The following is a 17,736-nucleotide window of genomic DNA, read 5'->3' on the forward strand; positions in this document are numbered from 1 at the left end:
TGGCGCTGACGGTGCTGGACTCTGCCACGTGATCGTCCCGCGCGCCAGGGTGGCCCGGCGCCCACCTGCGGCGACGGGCCGGAACCGGCCGCCGTCAGGCCGGGCTGCCCTTGAACCAGGCGTCGGCCACCCGGGTGTGCAGCGGGAAGGCCAGCGGGGTGGGGGTGTCGATCAGGTACCAGCCGTCGGTCTCGTCGGTCGGGACGGACGGCGGCAGCTCGGCCAGGGTGCGGGGCGGGAAGAGGGCGAACAGCATCACGAACATGCCGCGCTCGTCGCTGCCGGTGTCGAACAGCCGGGCGCTCGCCGGGTCGACGTCGATGCCGGCCTCCTCGCGGAGCTCGCGGGCGGCGCCCTGCTGCCAGGACTCGCCGAAGTCGACGTAGCCGCCGGGGAGGGCGAGTTCGCCGTAGCCGGGCTCGATGGTACGGCGGATGACCAGCAGGCTGCGGGTGCCGTCCGGCGGCTCGACCGGGAGCAGTGCGACGGCGACGGGCAGCGGGTTGCGGTAGCTGATCTGGCCGCAACCGGGGCAGGTGCGCGGCCAGACGGTGCCGGCCGCCGCGTACGGCGTGCCGCAGAAATGGCAGTGCGAGTGAGGGCCGGTCATGACTGGATGCTAGTCGGACGGGGTGACGAGGTGTCACCGTCTCGCGCATCGGACCTGGCACGGGCTGCTGAGCTGGGGCGTTCTACAGTGCGGAGGACTTCAGGAGGACGTGATGGCTGATTCGTTCACCGAGGCGCTCGCGGCGGGGCCGCTGGTGCTGGACGGCGGGTTGTCCAACCAGTTGGCGGAGGCGGGGCACGACCTCTCGGACGAGCTCTGGTCGGCCCGGTTGCTGGCGGACGATCCGGCGGCGGTCACGGCGGCGCACCGGGCGTACTTCGCGGCGGGTGCCCAGGTGGCCATCACCTCCAGCTATCAGGCGAGCTTCGAGGGTTTCGCCCGCCGGGGGGTGGACCGCGCGCGGGCGGCCGCGCTGCTGGGGCGCAGCGTGGCGCTGGCGCGGGCGGCCGGTCCTGGCTGGGTGGCGGCCTCGGTGGGGCCGTACGGGGCGGTGCTGGCGGACGGTTCGGAGTACCGGGGCCGGTACGGGCTGACCGAGGGTCAGTTGGTGGACTTCCACCGGCCGCGGATCGAGGCGCTGGTGGCGGCGGGCCCGGACGTGCTGGCGGTGGAGACGATCCCGGACGCGGACGAGGCGGCGGCGGTGCTGCGCGCGTTGGAGGGGGTCGAGGTCCCGGTCTGGCTGTCGTTCAGCATCGCCGGGGACCGGACCAGGGCGGGGCAGCCGATCGCCGAGGCGTTCGCGCTGGCGGCCGACGCGCCCGGGGTACTGGCGGTCGGGGTGAACTGCTGCTCGCCGGAGGACGCGGACGCCGCGGTGGCGGTCGCGGCGCGGGCGGCCGGGAAGCCGGTGGTGGTCTACCCGAACAGCGGGGAGAGCTGGCAGGACCGGGCCTGGCGGGGTGAGCCGACCTTCCGGGCCGACCGGGTGGCGGCCTGGCTGGCGGACGGGGCCCGGCTGGTGGGCGGCTGCTGCCGGGTCGGTCCGGGGCAGATCCGGGCGCTGGCCGGGGCCGTGCGGAACTGACGGGCGCTGCCGGAAAGGTGCACGGCCGGCCGTCGGCCTGGCAGACTCAGTGCGATACCACTGCGGTCGACAATGTCGACCGCCTGTCAGCGGAGGTACGCAATGCCCGGCCCGATCCAGTCGCTGTCCCGGGCTGCCGCGATCCTGCGGCTGCTGGCCGGTGGCGAGCGGCGACTCGGTCTGTCGGAGGTGGCCACCGCCCTGGGGCTGGCCAAGGGAACGGCGCACGGCATCCTGCGCACCCTCCAGCAGGAGGGTTTCGTCGAGCAGGACCCGGAGACCGGCAAGTACCAGCTGGGCGCGGAGCTGCTCCGGCTCGGCCAGAGCTACCTGGACGTGCACGAGCTCCGGGCCAGGGCGCTGGTCTGGGCCGACGATCTGGCCCGGGCCAGCGGTGAGACGGTCTACCTCGGGGTGCTGCACCAGCGCGGGGTGCTGATCGTCCATCACGTGTTCCGGCCGGACGACACCCGCCAGGTGCTGGAGGTCGGCTCGATGCAGCCGCTGCACTCCACCGCGCTGGGCAAGGTGCTGCTGGCGTACGACCCGGTGGCCCGCGGCGAGCTGGGCGAGGAGCCGCTGGAGTCGTACACCTCGCGGACGCTGACCGACCTGGCCTCGGTGGACGAGGAGTGCGCGCTGACCAGGGAGCGCGGCTGGGCGGGTGCGGTCGAGGAGACCTGGGAGGGCGTGGCCTCGATCGGGGCGCTGATCCAGGACCGGCGGCGCAACCCGGTGGGTGCGGTCTGCATCAGCGGTGCGGTGGAGCGGGTCTGCGAGGACGGCTTCGTCCGGCCCTCGCTGGTGGCCTCGGTGCGCAGCGCGGCCCGGGCGATCTCCCGGGACCTGGGCGCCGGCCGGTTCTGACGCTCCGGTTCTGACGCTTGGTGAGATTCCCGCAGGCGCGGGTGGGCTCCGGCCCGCCCGCGCTTTGGCGTTTTGTCCATATTTTCCGGCATACGGGTGCTAGTTTCGCCGCCATGGCGTCATCACGTTGAGTGATGGATCACAGCTCGGTCACCCCGTCTTGACGCGGGGGCAACGCCGGGGGGAAGCTTCCGCATGACGGTCGACATTGTCGAACGGTGTCCGGAGCAAACGGAACGCCGCCGTCACGGCGCGACCCCGGGACGGGAAGCGCCACTCTCCCCCACCTGCTCCGGTCACGGACGAAGGAGTCCTTAGTGTCCGCGTTCTCCAACGGCGACATCTTTGTCGGCGAAACCCTCGGCACCGCCGCGCTGATACTCCTCGGCGGCGGCGTGTGCGCCGCCGTCACGCTGAAGAAGTCCAAGGCCGTCAACGCCGGCTGGCTGGCCATCACCTTCGGCTGGGGCTTCGCGGTGATGATCGCCGCCTACATGTCGGCCCCGAAGTCGGGGGCCCACCTCAACCCGGCCGTCACGCTGGCGATCGCCGCGGACTCCGGCGAGTGGGGCAAGGTCCCGCTCTACCTCGGCTCCCAGCTGCTCGGCGCACTGATCGGCGCGGCCCTGGTCTGGGTCACCTACCTGGGCCAGTTCCAGGCGAACGAGGAGCCCACCCTCGGCATCTTCGCCACCGGCCCCGAGGTCCGGAACCCGGTGCAGAACCTGCTCACCGAGATCATCGGCACCTTCGTGCTCTGCCTGGCCATCCTCACCCAGGGCCTCACCAAGGGCCTCGGCCTCTCCGGCACCGGCATCCTGATGGTCGCCTTCACCGTGGTCGGCATCGGCCTCTCGCTCGGCGGCCCGACCGGCTACGCCATCAACCCGGCCCGTGACCTCGGCCCGCGGATCATGCACGCGCTGCTCCCGATCCCGAACAAGGGCGGCTCCGACTGGTCGTACGCCTGGATCCCGGTGGCCGGCCCGCTCGTCGGCGGTCTGCTGGCCGGCGGCTTCTACCACCTGGCGTTCTGACGCCCCGTTGGTTTGCCGCACGCCCGTGCACGGGGACTGACCCAGGGTCAGGCCCGCCCCTCTTCCTGAACCCTCCATTCGAGCCGAGGACCCTCATGACCTCCACTGGCAACTACATCGCCGCGATCGACCAGGGCACCACGTCGAGCCGCTGCATCATCTTCGGCGCCGACGGCCGGATCGTCGCCGTCGACCAGCAGGAGCACAGCCAGATCTTCCCGCAGCCCGGCTACGTCGAGCACGACGCCGCCGAGATCTGGACCCGGGTGCAGTCCGTGGTCGCGGGCGCGCTGGAGAAGGCCGGTCTGACCAAGGACGACATCCGCGCGATCGGCATCACCAACCAGCGCGAGACCACCGTCCTGTGGGACAGGAACACCGGCGAGCCGGTGCACAACGCGCTGGTCTGGCAGGACACCAGGACCGAGGCGCTCTGCCGGGAGCTGGGTCGCAACGTCGGCCAGGACCGGTTCCGCCGCGAGACCGGCCTGCCGCTGGCCAGCTACTTCGCCGGCCCGAAGATCCGCTGGCTGCTGGACAACGTCGAGGGCCTGCGGGAGCGCGCCGAGGCCGGCGACATCCTGTTCGGCACCATGGACACCTGGGTGATCTGGAACCTCACCGGCGGGGTGAACGGCGGCAAGCACGTCACCGACGTGACCAACGCCAGCCGCACCATGCTGATGAACCTCTCCACCCTGGCCTGGGACGAGAAGATCGCCGACTCGATGGGCGTGCCGCTCACCGTGCTGCCGGAGATCCGCTCCTCCGCCGAGGTCTACGGCCACGCGGTCGGCGTCCTGGAGGGCGTCCCGGTCGCCGCCGCGCTCGGTGACCAGCAGGCCGCGCTGTTCGGCCAGACCTGCTTCTCGCCCGGCGAGGCCAAGTCGACCTACGGCACCGGCACCTTCCTGCTGCTGAACACCGGCGAGCAGATCGTCAACTCCTACCACGGCCTGCTGACCACGGTCGGCTACCGGATCGGCGACCAGAAGCCGGTCTACGCCCTGGAGGGCTCGATCGCGGTCACCGGCTCGCTCGTGCAGTGGCTGCGCGACCAGCTCGGCATCATCTCCACCGCCGCCGAGATCGAGACCCTGGCCTCCACCGTCGAGGACAACGGCGGCGCCTACTTCGTGCCGGCCTTCTCCGGCCTGTTCGCCCCGTACTGGCGCTCCGACGCCCGCGGTGTGATCGCCGGCCTGACCCGGTACGTCACCAAGGGCCACCTGGCCCGCGCCGTGCTGGAGGCCACCGCCTGGCAGACCCGCGAGGTGGTCGACGCCATGCAGAAGGACTCCGGCGTCGAGCTGACCGCCCTGAAGGTCGACGGCGGCATGACCTCCAACAACCTGCTCATGCAGAACATCGCGGACGTGCTGAACGCCCCGGTCGAGCGCCCGTACGTGGCCGAGACCACCGCGCTCGGCGCCGCCTACGCGGCCGGTCTGGCCGTGGGCTTCTGGCCCGACCTGGACACCCTGCGGGCCAACTGGCACCGGGCCGCCGAGTGGACGCCCCGGATGGACGACGCCACCCGTGACCGCGAGTACAAGAAGTGGTTGAAGGCCGTCGAGCGCACCATGGGTTGGGTGGAGGAGGACGAGGAGAGCTGACCGTCACGCCGGTCGGGGCCAGCAGCGGCCCCGACCGGCCAACGCCGTTTGACGGCCTCTCAGGAGGCCGACCCGGTCTCCGCCGAGACCGCACCCGCACCATCGAGAGGAGAAGCGGCGCCGCCCGCACCGAGCGCCGCAACACACACCATGGCTTCCATCCCGACTCTTGGCGCCGGCTACACCAACGGCCACACCGCCTCCCGTGCCGAGACCCGCGAGCTGCTCGGCAAGGCCACCTACGACCTGCTGGTGATCGGCGGGGGCATCCTCGGTACCGCCACCGCGTGGACCGCCGCCCAGTCGGGCCTCAAGGTCGCCATGGTGGACGCGGGCGACTTCGCCGGCGCCACGTCCAGCGCCTCCTCCAAGCTGGTCCACGGCGGGCTGCGCTACCTGCAGACCGGTGCGGTCAAGCTGGTCGCGGAGAACCACAAGGAGCGCCGGGTGCTCTCCACCGACGTGGCCCCGCACCTGGTCAACCCGCTGACCTTCTTCGTCCCGGTCTACAAGGGCGGCCCGCACGGCGCCACCAAGCTCGGCGCCGGCGTCTTCCTCTACTCCGCGCTCTCGGCCTTCCGGGACGGCATGGGCCGGGTCTCCACCGCCGCGCACGCCGCCCAGCAGGTGCCCGCGCTGCGCACCGAGGGCCTGCGCTCGGTCGCGGTCTACGGCGACCACCAGATGAACGACTCCCGGGTCGCCGTGATGACCGTCCGGGCGGCCGTCGAGGCGGGCGCGGTGGTGCTCAACCACGCCGAGGTGACCGGCCTGCGGTTCACCGGCACCCGGGTGACCGGCGCCGAGCTGAAGGACCGGCTGGACGGCACCGAGTTCGGCGTCAGCGCCCGCCTGGTGCTGAACGCCACCGGCCCCTGGGTCGACCACCTGCGCCAGATGGAGGACAAGGGCGCCGCCCCGTCCATCCGGCTCTCCAAGGGCGCGCACGTGGTGGTCAAGCGCCGCACCCCGTGGCGCGCCGCGCTCACCATCCCGATCGACAAGTACCGGGTCTCGTTCGCCATCCCGTGGGAGGACCACGTCCTGCTCGGCACCACCGACGAGGAGTACACCGGCGACCCGCAGGACGTCCGCGCCACCGAGGCCGACATCGACCAGATCATGGCCGAGGCCGGCCACGCGATCCGCGACGAGCACCTCGACCGCGACCTGATCACCTACGCCTTCGCCGGCCTCCGGGTACTGCCCGGCGGCCCCGGCGACACCGCCTCCGCCAAGCGCGAGACCGTGGTGACCGAAGGCCGCGGCGGCATGCTCTCGGTGGCCGGCGGCAAGTGGACGACGTACCGTCACATCGGCCGCACCGTGCTGGAGAAGCTCGCCCACGTGCCCGGCACCGGCCTGCGCGAGGACATGTCGCCGATCCCGGCCACCGTCCCGCTCCCCGGCGTCGGCGCGCCGAACGCCGTCGCGCACCGCCTGCTGGTCGACCGCGAGCCCGGCTCCCGGATGGAGCCGCTGGTGGCCAAGCACCTGGCCTCGCACTACGGCACCCTCTCCTTCGAGATCGCCCACCTGATCGCGGAGCACCCCGAGCTCGGCGAGCCGATCCACGCCGACGGCCCGGACGTCTGGGCCCAGGTCGCGTACGCCGCCGACAACGAGTGGGCGTACACCGCCGACGACGTGCTGCGCCGCCGCACCACCATGACGGTCCGCGGGCTCGACACCCCGGAGATCCGGCAGCAGGTGGAGACCTTCCTCGCGAAGCGCGGCACCAAGTAGGCACTCTCGCAGCGAAAACCGGTCGCCCCCTCTCCCCGCCATGCCTAGCATCGGCGTGGGAGAGGGGGCGGTTCTCGTGGTCCGTCGAACGCCGCAGGAGAAGAAACGGCTCAGCTATCTGAAGGACCGTCGGAACTGGTACGGCGAGAACGACAAGAGCTCCCGGAAGAACATCAGGCTGAACAAGCGCGCGGTGAACAGTGCGAACCGGCGCCGCCCGAGCGCCGGGCTCGCCGTCCTGCGCGGCGCCGTCGAACCGGAGCGCGCGACGGCGGTGGCGGAGCGGCTGGCGGGGGTACGGCCGCACAGCTGGCGCAAATGGCCGGACGCGCCGCTCGGCAGGTTCGTGGCGAACCGGCTGGAACGGCGCGTCCGGCTGGGCAGCGTCGCCGAGGCGGACACCGCCCCGCCCCTCGCCAGACCCCCGCGCGGACGGCCGCGCACCTGGGACCCCGGCTGGCAGCAGGGCTAGATGATCAGACTGAGCGGCAGGATCAGGGCGATCGCGGTGACCGAGATGACCGTCTCCATCACCGACCAGGACTTCAGGGTCTGACCGACCGTCATCCCGAAGTACTCCTTGACCAGCCAGAAGCCCGCGTCGTTGACGTGTGAGAAGAACACCGACCCTGCACCGATCGCGAGCACCAGCAGGGCCGCGTGGGTGGTGGAGAGGTCGGCGGCGAGCGGGGCCACGATACCGGCCGCCGTGATGGTGGCGACCGTGGCGGAGCCGGTGGCCAGCCGGATCAGGACGGCGATCAGCCAGCCGAGCAGCAGGGCGGAGATGTGCCACCGGGCGGACCACTCGCTGACCGCGTTGCCGACGCCGACGTCGATCAGGGTCTGCTTGAAGCCGCCGCCGGCGCCGACGATGAAGACGATGCCGGCGATCGGGGCGAGCGACTTCTCCATGGTGGTGGAGATCCGGGCCTTGGTGAAGCCGGCCGCGCGGCCGAGGGTGAACATCGCCAGCAGGGTGGCGGCGAGCAGGGCGATCAGCGGCGAACCGATGAAGTCGGTCACCCGCTGGACGCCGTCCTTCGGATCGTCGATGACCACGTCGGCGAGGGCCTTGCCGAGCATCAGGACCACCGGCAGCAGGATGGTGGTCAGCACGGCCGCGAAGCTCGGGGTGTGCTCGCCGCGCTCGGGGCGCTCGGTCTCGGGCGGCAGCGTCAGCGGGCCGACCCAGCGTTCGGCCAGCCGGGCGAACAGCGGGCCCGCGACGATCAGGGTGGGGACCGCGATCAGCAGGCCGAGCGCCAGGGTGACGCCGAGGTCGGCCTTCAGCGCGTCGACGGCGACCAGCGGGCCGGGGTGCGGGGGCACCAGGCCGTGCAGGACGGAGAGTCCGGCCAGCGCGGGGATGCCGAGGCGCATCACCGGGACGTTCCCGCGCCGGGCGACCAGCAGCACGATCGGGATCAGCAGCACCACGCCGACCTCGAAGAACAGCGGCAGCCCGAGCACGGCGGCGATCAGCGCCATCGACCAGGGCAGCATCCGCTTGCCGGAGCGGCGCAGCACGGTGTCGGCGACGATGTCGGCGCCGCCGGAGTCCGCCAGCAGCTTGCCGAGCATCGCGCCCAGGCCGATCAGCAGACCGACGCTGCTGACGGTCGAGCCGAAGCCGGTGGCGAAGCTGCTCAGCAGCTTGTCGAACGGCGCGCCCGCGACGGCGGCCAGCACCCCGGAGCCCAGGGTCAGGGCGAGGAACGGATGCAGCTTGAGGCGGGTGATCAGCAGCACGATGACGCCGATGCTGAGCAGGACCGCGAGCAGCAGGACGCCGTCGCTGTCGGTGTGGGGCAGGGCCGGGGTACCGGCCGCGAGCAGGGTGGTCACGCGAAGTCTCCGTTGACGGGGCGCGGGTGGGCGGGGGCGTACCGGGGGGCGAACAGCAGGGCCGCCCGACGGGCCAGCTCGGACGGGCTGTGGGTCACGTCCATCGCGGCGCCGGGCTCGTCGGGCTGGAGCGGTTCGAGCGCGGCGAACTGGGAGTCGAGCAGCGAGGCGGGCATGAAGTGCCCGCTGCGCTCGGCCAGCCGGGCCCGGATCAGGGCCTGATCCCCGGTCAGGTGCAGGAACCGGGTGGCCGGGGCCTGGCTGCGCAGGAGGTCCCGGTAGCGGCGCTTGAGGGCCGAACAGGCCACCACTCCCCCGGCGCCGTGGGCGACCTGGCCGCCGAGCCAGTCGGCCAGCGCGTGCAGCCACGGCTGCCGATCCAGGTCGTCGAGCGGGGTGCCGGCCGCCATCTTGGCGATGTTGGCGAGTGGGTGGAAGTCGTCGGCCTCCGCGTACGGGAGGTCGAGCCGCTCGGCCAGCAGCCGGGCGACGGTGGTCTTGCCGACGCCCGAGACGCCCATCACCACGAGGGTGGGCGGCTGGTTCTCGACGCTGAGACCCATGGCGGTGCTCCTGTTCTGGCTGGTCACGATCGACAGTGCCGCAAAGGTATGACTTATTCAAGCGGATGAAACCGAATCGTCATACATATGTGGCCCGGATATCCTGACCCGATGGAGATCCAGGGCTTGCCAGGACGACTGCTCGCGGACCTCGGTCCGGCCATCGCCTCCGGTGAGATCCCGGAGGGTGCGGTGCTGCGCGGCGAGGAGCTGGAGGCGAAGTACGGGGTCTCCCGGACGGTGGTCCGCGAGGCGGTCCGGATCCTGGAGTCGATGCGGATGGTGGCCTCCCGCCGCCGGGTCGGCATCACCATCCAGCCCAAGACCGACTGGGACGTCTTCGACCCCCTGGTGATCCGCTGGCGGCTGGCCGGCGCCGACCGCCCCGCCCAGCTCCGCTCGCTCGGCTCGCTCCGGGTCGCGGTCGAGCCGGCCGCCGCCGCGCTGGCCGCCGTGCACGCCACCGACGACCAGCGCCGCGAACTCGGCGCCCTGGCCGTCGAACTGACGGTCACCGCCCGCGCCGCCGACCTGGCCACCTTCCTGCGGCACGACATCGCCTTCCACGCCACCATCCTGCGCGCCTCCGGCAACGAGATGTTCGCCCACCTCGGCGACACCGTCGGCGCCGTCCTCACCGGCCGCACCGAGCACCAGCTGATGCCGCATCAACCCGAGCCGTACGCGGTGAAGTTGCACCGCGAGGTGGCCGACGCCATCTGCACCCACCGGCCCGAGGAGGCCGAGCAGGCGATGCGTACCATCGTGCAGGGAGCACTCGCGGAGCTCGACGCGACGCTCGGCTGACCGTCACCCGGAATGGCCGGGCACGGAACGGGCAGGCTGGGTACGGACGCTCTGCTCACGTACGCCCTGGGGGATGCCGATGCCTGCCGCCCGCCGTCGCCGTCGCCTGCCGGACGAGGTGCGGGCCGCCGCCGTGCGGGCCTGGATGTTCTTCTCCTGCACGCTGATCAGCCTGATCGTGGCCACCCTGGCCTCGTACGCGCGCAGTTGGCTGCTCACCCCCGCGCTGATGGCCACCGCGCTCGGAGTGTTCGGCACCGCCTGGGGCCTGCTGGAGATCCTGATCTCGCGTCAGATCGCCGCCCAGGAGCGGCGCGGGCCGAACTCCTCCGACCCGATGACGGGCAGCCGTGAGCGGCGCCGGGGCCGGAGCCCCGACGCCGCCCGGACGGTGGATCAGGCGCGCTTGCGCAGGGTGTAGCCGTACTGGACCGGCCAGCGCGGCTCGGCGCCGAGCTCGGCCGCCGCGCGCTGCGGCCAGTACGCGTCGCGCAGCAGCTCACGGCCCAGCGAGACCACGTCGGCCTGGCCGCTCGCCACGAACCGCTCGGCCTGGGCGGGCTCGGTGATCAGCCCGACCGCCCCGGTGGGCAGCCCGGACTCGGCCCGGATCCGGGCCGCGAACGGCACCTGGAAGCCGGGGCCGGTCTCGATCTTCGCGGCCGGGTCGATCCCGGCCGAGGAGGCGTCCAGCAGGTCCACCCCGGCCGCGTGCAGCTCCTTGGCCAGCCGGACGGTGTCCTCCACCGTCCAACTCGGCACGCCCTCGAGCCAGTCGGTGGCGGAGGTGCGGTAGAGCACCGGCAGCTCGGACGGCCACACCGCGCGGACCGCCTCGACCACCTCCAGCGCGAACCGGCTGCGCCCGGCGAAGTCGCCCCCGTACGCGTCGGTGCGGTGGTTGGAGTGCGGCGACAGGAAGGAGTGGATCAGGTAGCCGTGCGCCCCGTGGATCTCCACCGCCTGGAACCCGGCCGCCAGCGCCCGCTCGGCCGCCTCGGCGAACGCCCGAACCACGTCCCGGATCTCCTCGACCGTCAGCTCGTCCGGCACCTGGTGCTCCGCGCTGAACGGCACCGGGGAGGCACCGACCGGCTGCCAGCCGCCCGCCCCGATCGACAGCGGCTTCCCGCCCAGCCACGGCCGGTCGGTGGCCGCCTTGCGGCCCGCATGAGCGAGCTGGATCGCCGGGACGGCGCCGTGCGACTTCACCAGCTCGGCGATCCGGGCCAGCCCCTGCTGCTGCCGGTCGTTCCACAACCCGAGGTCCCAGGGGGAGATCCGGCCCTCGGGGCTCACCGCGGTGGCCTCGGTCATCACCAGACCGGCCCCGCCGGCCGCCCTGGCCCCCAGGTGGGCGAGGTGGAAGTCGGTCGCCACCCCGGTCTCGGGGCCCTCCGGGGCGGCCGAGTACATGCACATGGGCGCCAGCCAGATCCGGTTGGGCACGGTCAGCGAGCGGAGGGTCAGGGGCTCGAACAGGGCGCTCACGGTCGACTCCTCGGTGGGGCGGCAGGTGCTTGTACGATAGCTCTCGTAGTACGGCAGCTGTCAAACTACGATAGTTCTCGTACTATTGCCCCGTGGCCGACACCCAGCTCCCCGAACCCGCCCTGACCGAGATCAGGCTCACGGCGGTGCTGCACGCCCTCGCCGACCCGATCCGGCTCCGGATCGCCGCCGAACTCGCCCAGGACCAGGGCGAACTGGCCTGCCAGGCGTTCGACCTGCCGGTGACCAAGTCGACCAGCACGCACCACTTCAAGGTGCTCCGCGAGGCCGGCGTGATCCGCCAGTGCCGACGCGGCACACACCGGATGAGCCACCTGCGCACGGCCGACCTTGAGACGCTCTTCCCCGGCCTGCTGGCCGGGATCCTCGGCGCGCACCTCGCGGAGGACGGCCGGAAGGACTGACCGACGGCACGGTCAGTCGCCCTCCTCCTCCGCGGTGTGCGGGAGGGCGATGCCGTGGTGGGCGGCGATCCTGATCAGGGCGGCGACCCGGCCCTGGTACGCCTCGACGCCGTCCTCGTCGCCCGCCTCGCGGGCCTCGGCCACCGCGCGGCGGGCCTGGTCCAGCTGCTCACGGAGCTCTTCCTCGAACACACGTCAAGCATCGCACCGAACGCCCGGGTGTCCAGGCCGGGACACCCGGGGGTGGAGGGACTCAGTCGACCGGGCGCTTGAACATCCGGGTGGCGGTGATCTCCCCGTGGATGGCCGGACCGTCCGGGTCCTGCGGGGCGGGCAGGCCGGGGCGCAGGTGTTCCTCGACCGAGATGTACTTCAGGCCGGCCCGCAGGTCGGCGTCGTTGCGCAACCGGATCACCAGCGGGAACTCGGCCAGCGCCGTGGTGTCGAACAGCCCGGTGGTGTAGATCAGCTGGACCCCGAGCGCGTCGGCCACCGCCCGCTGGAGCTCCAGCAGGTAGGTCGCGTTGGCGCGGCCGATCGGGTTGTCCAGGAACAGCGTCCCCGCGTGCCGCAGCTGGGACTGGCCCCGGTCGTTGGCCCGCAGGGCCGCCATCGTGCAGTACAGCGCGATCGCGGCGGTGAGCAGCTGACCGCCGGAGAACACGTCCGACATCTGACCGACGCTCACCCGCTCGGCCCGCAGCACCGCATCGGGCTTGAGGATCTCCACCGAGACGCCCTTCGGGCCGATCGCGGCGGCCACCCCGCGCAGCAGCAGTGACATGCCGTCACGGCGCAGGTCGGAGTTCTTCTTCACGGCGGACCGGGTGGCCTCGTCGATCACCTCGCCGAGCCGTTCGACCAGCAGCGCGTGGTCCGGGTCCTCGAAGCGGATCCGGAGGAACTCCTGGCCGGACCACTCCCCCAGGCCCTCGGGCAGCCGGGACAGCCGCTGGGCCGCCCGCAGGGTGGCGAGCGAGCTCTCCACCAGGCCGCGCAGCCGGTCCACGATCGAGCCCCGGTTGCGCTCCAGCTGGGCCAACTCGTCGGTGAGGACCCGGAGTCGGGGCGCGAAGGCGGTGGCCCAGGCGGCGGCGTGGTCGGGCAGGGCGGCGGCCGGCAGCTCGCGGATCTGCTGCCGGGCCGGGGTCCGGACGGCCTCGTACCGGGCCGCGTTGGCGTGCCGGACCAGGGCGTCGGAGGCGTCCCGGACGGCGAGTTCGGCGGCGGTCAGCTCGGTGGAGGCGGTCCGCAGGGTGCGGCGGGAGTCCGCGGCGGTGCTCCGGGCCTCGGCGAGCGAGCCGAGGTAGGGCTCGGCGGGCTGCTCGTGCTCCTCCGGGTGGTGGTCGCGCAGTCCGTCGCGGAGCTGGGCGGCGCTCTCGTCGAAGTCGGCGGCGGCGCTCTGCGCGGTGTCCAGGGTGCGCTGCAGGTCGGCGTGCGCGGTCCGGGCGTTGTCCACCAGCTCGCGCCGCTCGGCGAGCCGGGAGGTGGCGGTGCGCAGCAGCAGCTGGGCGTGCTCGGGGTCGGCCGGGACCAGGTCCTCGGGCAGCGCGGTGTGCTCCTCCCCGCTGGCGGGGGCGGACCGCTCGGCCTCGCCGCGCAGTCGGCCGAGCTGCTCGGAGGCGGTCGCGGCGCGGGCCTCGATGGTGGCCACCAGCTCCTCGGCCCGGGCCGCGGCGGCCTGCCGGGCCGGGCCGTCGGCGCCGTCCGGGCTGGCCAGCAGCTCCTCGGCGCGCAGCCGGACCTTGTTGGTGAGCCGGTCCAGCTCGGTGGCGGAGGCGGCCTCGTCGCCCTCGGCCCTGGCCTGCTCGGCGCGCAGGTCGGCGCCGACCCCGACCTTCTCGTACAGCTGGGCGGCGGCCCGGTACGCCTCGCGCAGCGCGGGCAGCGAGGCCGGGGCCTCGGCGGGCTCCTCGGCCTCGGCGACGGCGGACAGCTCGGAGCGCTCCGCCCGCAGCGTACGGGCCGTCCGGCGGGCGTCGTCGGCGGCCCGCTGGGCGGCCCGGCGGTCCTCGTCGCAGGTGCGGGCCCGCTCGGCGCAGACGGCCTGGCGGCGGTCGCACTCGGTGGCGTCCTCGGTCAGCTCGCGCTGCCGGCGGGTCCAGTTGCCGCGCTCGCGCAGCCGGAAGGCCAGGCCCGCCAGGGCGTCGGCCCGGCGGCGGGTGCGCTGGGCGGCCTCCCGGCGCTCCTCGTGGGCACCGGCGGCGGCCAGCTGGTCGGCCTCGGCCTCGGTGTGCTCGGCCCGCAGGGTGGCCAGCTCGGCGGCGGCGGTCTCGGCCCGGGCGGCGGCGTCCCGGGTGGCCTCGGTCAGCTCGGCCAGCGTGCCGGGCGGGCACTGCTGGTGCCAGGAGGCCAGCCGGGCGTTCAGCGCGCGGTCGCCGCCGAGCCGGGCGGCCAGCTCGCGGATGTGCTCCTCCCGGGCGGTGGCCCGGGTGCGCAGCTGGCGGCGTTCGTCGTCGGCCGCGCCCTCGTTGTGCATCGCGGGGTTCGGCGGCACCAGGAAGAACGGCGGCTCGGCCCCGATCGGCGCGATCAGCGCGGCGGCGGTGCCGACCGCGACGGTGGACCGCGGCAGCAGGGCGGCGGCCTGGAGCGCTTCGCGGGCCCGGTCGAGGGACTGAGGGTCCGTCACCACCACGCCGTCGACCAGCTCCGGCCGGGCGGCCAGGATCGCCTCGTGGTCGGCCGGGTCGACCGACTGGGCCAGGTAGCGCCAGCCGGGCAGCGCGGGGATGCCGTGCTCACCGAGGAACTCGACCGTGGCCAGCACGTCAGGGCCGGGCGGCAGCAGGCCGCCGTCGCCGAGCGCGGCCAGGATCCGGGAGTCGTCGGCGGCGGCGGTGCGCAGGTCGAAGAGGGTGCGCTCGGCGCTGGTGACGGCGGCGTCCAGCTGCTCGCGCAGCTCCTCGGCGTTGGCGTCCAGCAGGACGGGGGTGAGCTGCCCCTCCCGGTCCTCGTCCTGGTCCTGGTACGGCGTCAGGGCGAGCAGCTCGGCGAGCCGGGGCTCGGCGGCCAGCGCGGCGGCGGTGCGCTGCTCGGCGGAGAGCGCGCGGTGGGCGTTCTGGTACGCGTCGCTGGCGCGGGCGGCGGCCAGCTCGGCGCGGGCCTCGGCGGCGCCGGTCTCCCTGGCCCGGGCGGCGGCCAGCTCGGCGGCGGCCCTGGACTGCTCCAGCGCGGCGGTGGCGGCCTGCTCCGCGTCGGCGGCGTGCAGGGCGGCCCGGGCCGGGTCCGGCTCGTCGGTGCCGGCGTCGATCCAGCCCGCCTCGACGGCGGCCCTGGTCTCCTGCTCGACCTCGGCCAGCCGCTGACCGAGGTGGCCCGCCTCGGAGCGGGCCTTCTGCGCGGCGGTCGCGGCGGCGGTCGCCTCGGCCTGCGCGGCGGCGCCGTCGGACTGCAGCTCCTCGGCCCGCGCCTCCTCCTGATCCGCCCTCAGCTCGGCGGCCCCGGCGGCGCTCTCCAGCGCGCGGGCCAGTGCCCCGGCCGCCCGGGCCCGGGCGGCCAGCGCGGGGGCGGCGTCCAGCTCGGCCTCCCGGATCGCGACCGCGACCCGGGCCACCCGGTCGGCGGCCGCGCGGTGCCGCAGCACCGCCTCGGCGGCCTGCCAGGCGGCGTGCAGGGTGCGGGCCTCGGTCAGCTCGCGGCGCAGCGCGGCGGCCTCGGTGGTGGCGGCGGCCAGGCCGAGGGTGGCGTGACGGTAGGTCAGCTCGGCGGTGATCAGCGAGTGCCGGGTGCGGTCCGCCTCGGCGGCGGTGACGGCGCCCGCGGCGGCCGCCACCTCGATCGCCAGGTCGTGCGCCCGCTCGCGCTCGGCGCCGCCCCGGGCGGCCAGCGCGTGCGCGAGCCGCCGGGTGCGGCGCTCGGTGGTGCGGTGCAGCTCGCGGACCGACTCGCGCGCCGTGGTGGCGTCCACGATCCGCTGGAGCAGGTCGACCGAGCCCGCGGTGAACTCCCGCTCGGCGGTCAGCTCGGACCGGCGGCCGAGCTTGGCGGCGAAGCCGTGCACCAGGTCGGCCAGGCCGTCGGTGTCCCGGGTGTCGGTGACGGCGCGCAGCAGCAGGTCGGTGAAGTCGGCGTCGTGCTTGACCGCGAAGAGGCCGGCCGCCTCGCCCTCGTCGGCGTTCATCTCGCGCTGGTAGCGGAAGAGTTCCGGGTCCAGACCGAGGTCGGCGAGGTGCTCGTTCCACCGGTCGTGGCCGTCCTCGAAGACCAGCTCCAGACCGGGGTACGCCTTGCCGGCCTCGGTCAGCGCGTCCCGGAAGCCCTTCATGGTGCGGCGGCGGCCGCGGACCTTCTGGTCACCGGTCAGGCTGATCCGCTCGGCCACCGGCAGCGCGTCCAGGGTGAGGCCGTCACCGGGGCGGAACGAGTACCAGGTCTCGGCGAACTTGCGCGGGTCCGAGGAGACCTGACGCCCCCTCCACTCGCTGACCTTGCCGACCACGATCAGCTCGCCGGTGACGGTGTGCTGCCACTCCAGCGCGACGTGGCCGCAGTCGTCGGCGAGCAGGAACTTGCGCAGCACGCCGGAGCTGGCGCCGCCCAGGGTGTTGCGGTGGCCGGGCAGCATCACCGAGAAGATCAGCTTGAGCAGGACCGACTTGCCGCCGCCGTTCTCCAGGAACAGCACCCCGGCCGGGGCCGGGCGGCGCTGCGGGCCCTCCGGCTCCTCGCCGAACAGGCCGATCTGCTGCGGCCGGGGCTCGGCCACCGGCTCACCGACTCCGCGCAGGTCGAGCACCGTGTCGGCATAGCGTGCACCGGCCGGTCCGATCGAGTACAGGCGGACCCGGTTGAGCTCGTACATGTGCGGCGGTTCTCCAGCTTGACGGTGGATCAGAGCAAGGGTGGGACGGCGGTCAGAGGGAGTGGAAGGGCAGGCCCGCGTCGGCGACCAGGTCCTCGCTGTGGTCGGCGGGCAGCAGGGTGGCGGTGCCGTCGCTGACCGGGACCACGCCCAGGTCGAGCAGCTCGGCCATCGCCGCGCTGCCCGCCAGGTCGCGTACCTGGAGCTGGTAGCGGGCGGTGGTGCGGTAGGTGCCGCCGGCGTCGTCCGAGGTCTTCTGCAGGAAGCCGGAGTCGACCAGGAAGAGCACCGCCTTGGAGACGATGCCGATGGTCGAGCCTGACAGCCGGCGCGCGTCCTTGGTGGCACCGGTGGCGGAGCGGCGGGCCCAGACCCGCCAGGCCGCCTCCAGACCGGGGGCGTCGCTGGTCGGGTCGGTGTTGGTGCCCGCCTCCTCGGCGCGCTCCTCCAGCCGGCGGCAGGCCTGCCGGACGAAGGCGTCGATGCCGTTCACCGTGATCCGGCCCAGGTAGCCGTCGTCGGCCAGGTCCTCGGGGCGGGGGAACGCCATCGCGGCCACCGCGAGGTGGGCCAGCCCGTGCAGGAAGCGGTCGGTGGTCTCACCGGCGGCCCGACGCGAGTAGTCGCCCATCCGGACCGCGAACACCGAGTCCTCGTCGGCGGCCACCGCCATGCCCGCCCGGGGGGAGACCTCCAGCACCACCAGGCCCATGCCGGTCGCCACCGCGTCGGCCAGCCGGGCGAACGCCGGGTCCTCGCGGTGACGGCGGATCAGCTCGGCGTACTCCGCGTCCCGGGCCGGGAGCAGCTTGGCCTGCAGGCCGAACGAGACCAGCCGGGCGGCGTCCGCCACGTCGGCGGGGGTGATCGCCGTGGTGGTGGGCTGCGGCTGTGGCTCGGCCTCGGGCTCCCACGTGTCGGTGCTCACGAGTTC

General features: G+C 73.7%; 16 protein-coding genes. 9 read left to right on the forward strand and 7 right to left on the reverse strand.

The genetic code is table 11. The features are described from left to right. Positions 1–94: 94 nt before the first annotated feature. On the reverse strand, positions 95–610 hold the full coding sequence (locus OHV05_RS04005; RefSeq protein ID WP_405016363.1) for an NUDIX domain-containing protein: 516 nt from the start codon (positions 608–610) through the stop codon (positions 95–97). 112 nt (positions 611–722) lie between these two features. On the opposite strand from OHV05_RS04005, the gene mmuM reads away from it, so the two are divergent. The 6 genes from mmuM to OHV05_RS04035 all read left to right on the forward strand — a co-directional run bounded on the left by mmuM (position 723) and on the right by OHV05_RS04035 (position 7,336). Then, a complete protein-coding gene (gene mmuM / locus OHV05_RS04010) occupies positions 723–1,598 on the forward strand; it encodes a homocysteine S-methyltransferase (RefSeq protein ID WP_405016364.1) in 876 nt (291 codons plus the stop codon). Positions 1,599–1,700: 102 nt separating this feature from the next. Next, entirely contained in the window at positions 1,701–2,465 is a 765-nt protein-coding gene (locus OHV05_RS04015; protein ID WP_403043631.1) for an IclR family transcriptional regulator, read from the forward strand. A gap of 317 nt (positions 2,466–2,782) precedes the next feature. Further along, on the forward strand, positions 2,783–3,502 hold the full coding sequence (locus tag OHV05_RS04020; protein WP_403043628.1) for an MIP/aquaporin family protein: 720 nt from the start codon (positions 2,783–2,785) through the stop codon (positions 3,500–3,502). A 95-nt stretch (positions 3,503–3,597) separates the two neighbouring features. After that, on the forward strand, positions 3,598–5,118 hold the full coding sequence (glpK, locus tag OHV05_RS04025) for a glycerol kinase GlpK (RefSeq protein WP_403043626.1): 1,521 nt from the start codon (positions 3,598–3,600) through the stop codon (positions 5,116–5,118). A gap of 150 nt (positions 5,119–5,268) precedes the next feature. Next, a complete protein-coding gene (locus OHV05_RS04030) occupies positions 5,269–6,864 on the forward strand; it encodes an FAD-dependent oxidoreductase (RefSeq protein WP_405016365.1) in 1,596 nt (531 codons plus the stop codon). A gap of 76 nt (positions 6,865–6,940) precedes the next feature. Then, entirely contained in the window at positions 6,941–7,336 is a 396-nt protein-coding gene (locus OHV05_RS04035) for a hypothetical protein (protein WP_405016366.1), read from the forward strand. Here OHV05_RS04035 and OHV05_RS04040 read toward each other — a convergent pair. After that, positions 7,333–8,712: a GntP family permease gene (locus OHV05_RS04040; protein ID WP_405016367.1), complete on the reverse strand. Its 1,380-nt coding sequence runs from the start codon at positions 8,710–8,712 to the stop codon at positions 7,333–7,335. The genes OHV05_RS04035 and OHV05_RS04040 overlap by 4 nt on opposite strands. Then, complete coding sequence (locus tag OHV05_RS04045) at positions 8,709–9,275, reverse strand: gluconokinase (RefSeq protein ID WP_405016368.1); 567 nt, start codon at positions 9,273–9,275, stop codon at positions 8,709–8,711. The genes OHV05_RS04040 and OHV05_RS04045 overlap by 4 nt, the downstream gene beginning before the upstream one ends. A 111-nt stretch (positions 9,276–9,386) precedes the next feature. On the opposite strand from OHV05_RS04045, the gene OHV05_RS04050 reads away from it, so the two are divergent. Continuing rightward, positions 9,387–10,082 carry a FadR/GntR family transcriptional regulator gene (locus OHV05_RS04050; RefSeq protein ID WP_405016369.1) on the forward strand — a complete coding sequence of 232 codons (696 nt, stop codon included), beginning with the start codon at positions 9,387–9,389 and terminating at the stop codon, positions 10,080–10,082. 73 nt (positions 10,083–10,155) lie between these two features. Then, positions 10,156–10,503: a hypothetical protein gene (locus OHV05_RS04055; RefSeq protein ID WP_405016370.1), complete on the forward strand. Its 348-nt coding sequence runs from the start codon at positions 10,156–10,158 to the stop codon at positions 10,501–10,503. Here the strand turns inward: OHV05_RS04055 and OHV05_RS04060 are convergent. Beyond that, positions 10,479–11,573, reverse strand: coding sequence for an NADH:flavin oxidoreductase/NADH oxidase (locus OHV05_RS04060; protein WP_405016371.1), 1,095 nt, complete (start codon positions 11,571–11,573; stop codon positions 10,479–10,481). The genes OHV05_RS04055 and OHV05_RS04060 overlap by 25 nt on opposite strands. A gap of 92 nt (positions 11,574–11,665) precedes the next feature. Between OHV05_RS04060 and OHV05_RS04065 the strand changes: the two genes are divergently transcribed. Continuing rightward, on the forward strand, positions 11,666–11,998 hold the full coding sequence (locus OHV05_RS04065) for an ArsR/SmtB family transcription factor (protein ID WP_405016372.1): 333 nt from the start codon (positions 11,666–11,668) through the stop codon (positions 11,996–11,998). A 12-nt stretch (positions 11,999–12,010) separates the two neighbouring features. On the opposite strand, the gene OHV05_RS04070 is transcribed toward OHV05_RS04065, so the two are convergent. From OHV05_RS04070 to OHV05_RS04080, 3 genes are all read right to left on the reverse strand, one after another. Further along, on the reverse strand, positions 12,011–12,190 hold the full coding sequence (locus OHV05_RS04070) for a hypothetical protein (RefSeq protein WP_405016373.1): 180 nt from the start codon (positions 12,188–12,190) through the stop codon (positions 12,011–12,013). A gap of 61 nt (positions 12,191–12,251) precedes the next feature. Continuing rightward, complete coding sequence (locus tag OHV05_RS04075) at positions 12,252–16,802, reverse strand: hypothetical protein (RefSeq protein WP_405016374.1); 4,551 nt, start codon at positions 16,800–16,802, stop codon at positions 12,252–12,254. A 52-nt stretch (positions 16,803–16,854) separates the two neighbouring features. After that, a complete protein-coding gene (locus OHV05_RS04080) occupies positions 16,855–17,730 on the reverse strand; it encodes a hypothetical protein (RefSeq protein WP_405016375.1) in 876 nt (291 codons plus the stop codon). Between the last annotated feature and the right edge of the window lie 6 nt (positions 17,731–17,736).

The organism is Kitasatospora sp. NBC_00070 (assembly GCF_045041205.1).
Taxonomy (GTDB): Bacteria; Actinomycetota; Actinomycetes; order Streptomycetales; family Streptomycetaceae; genus Kitasatospora.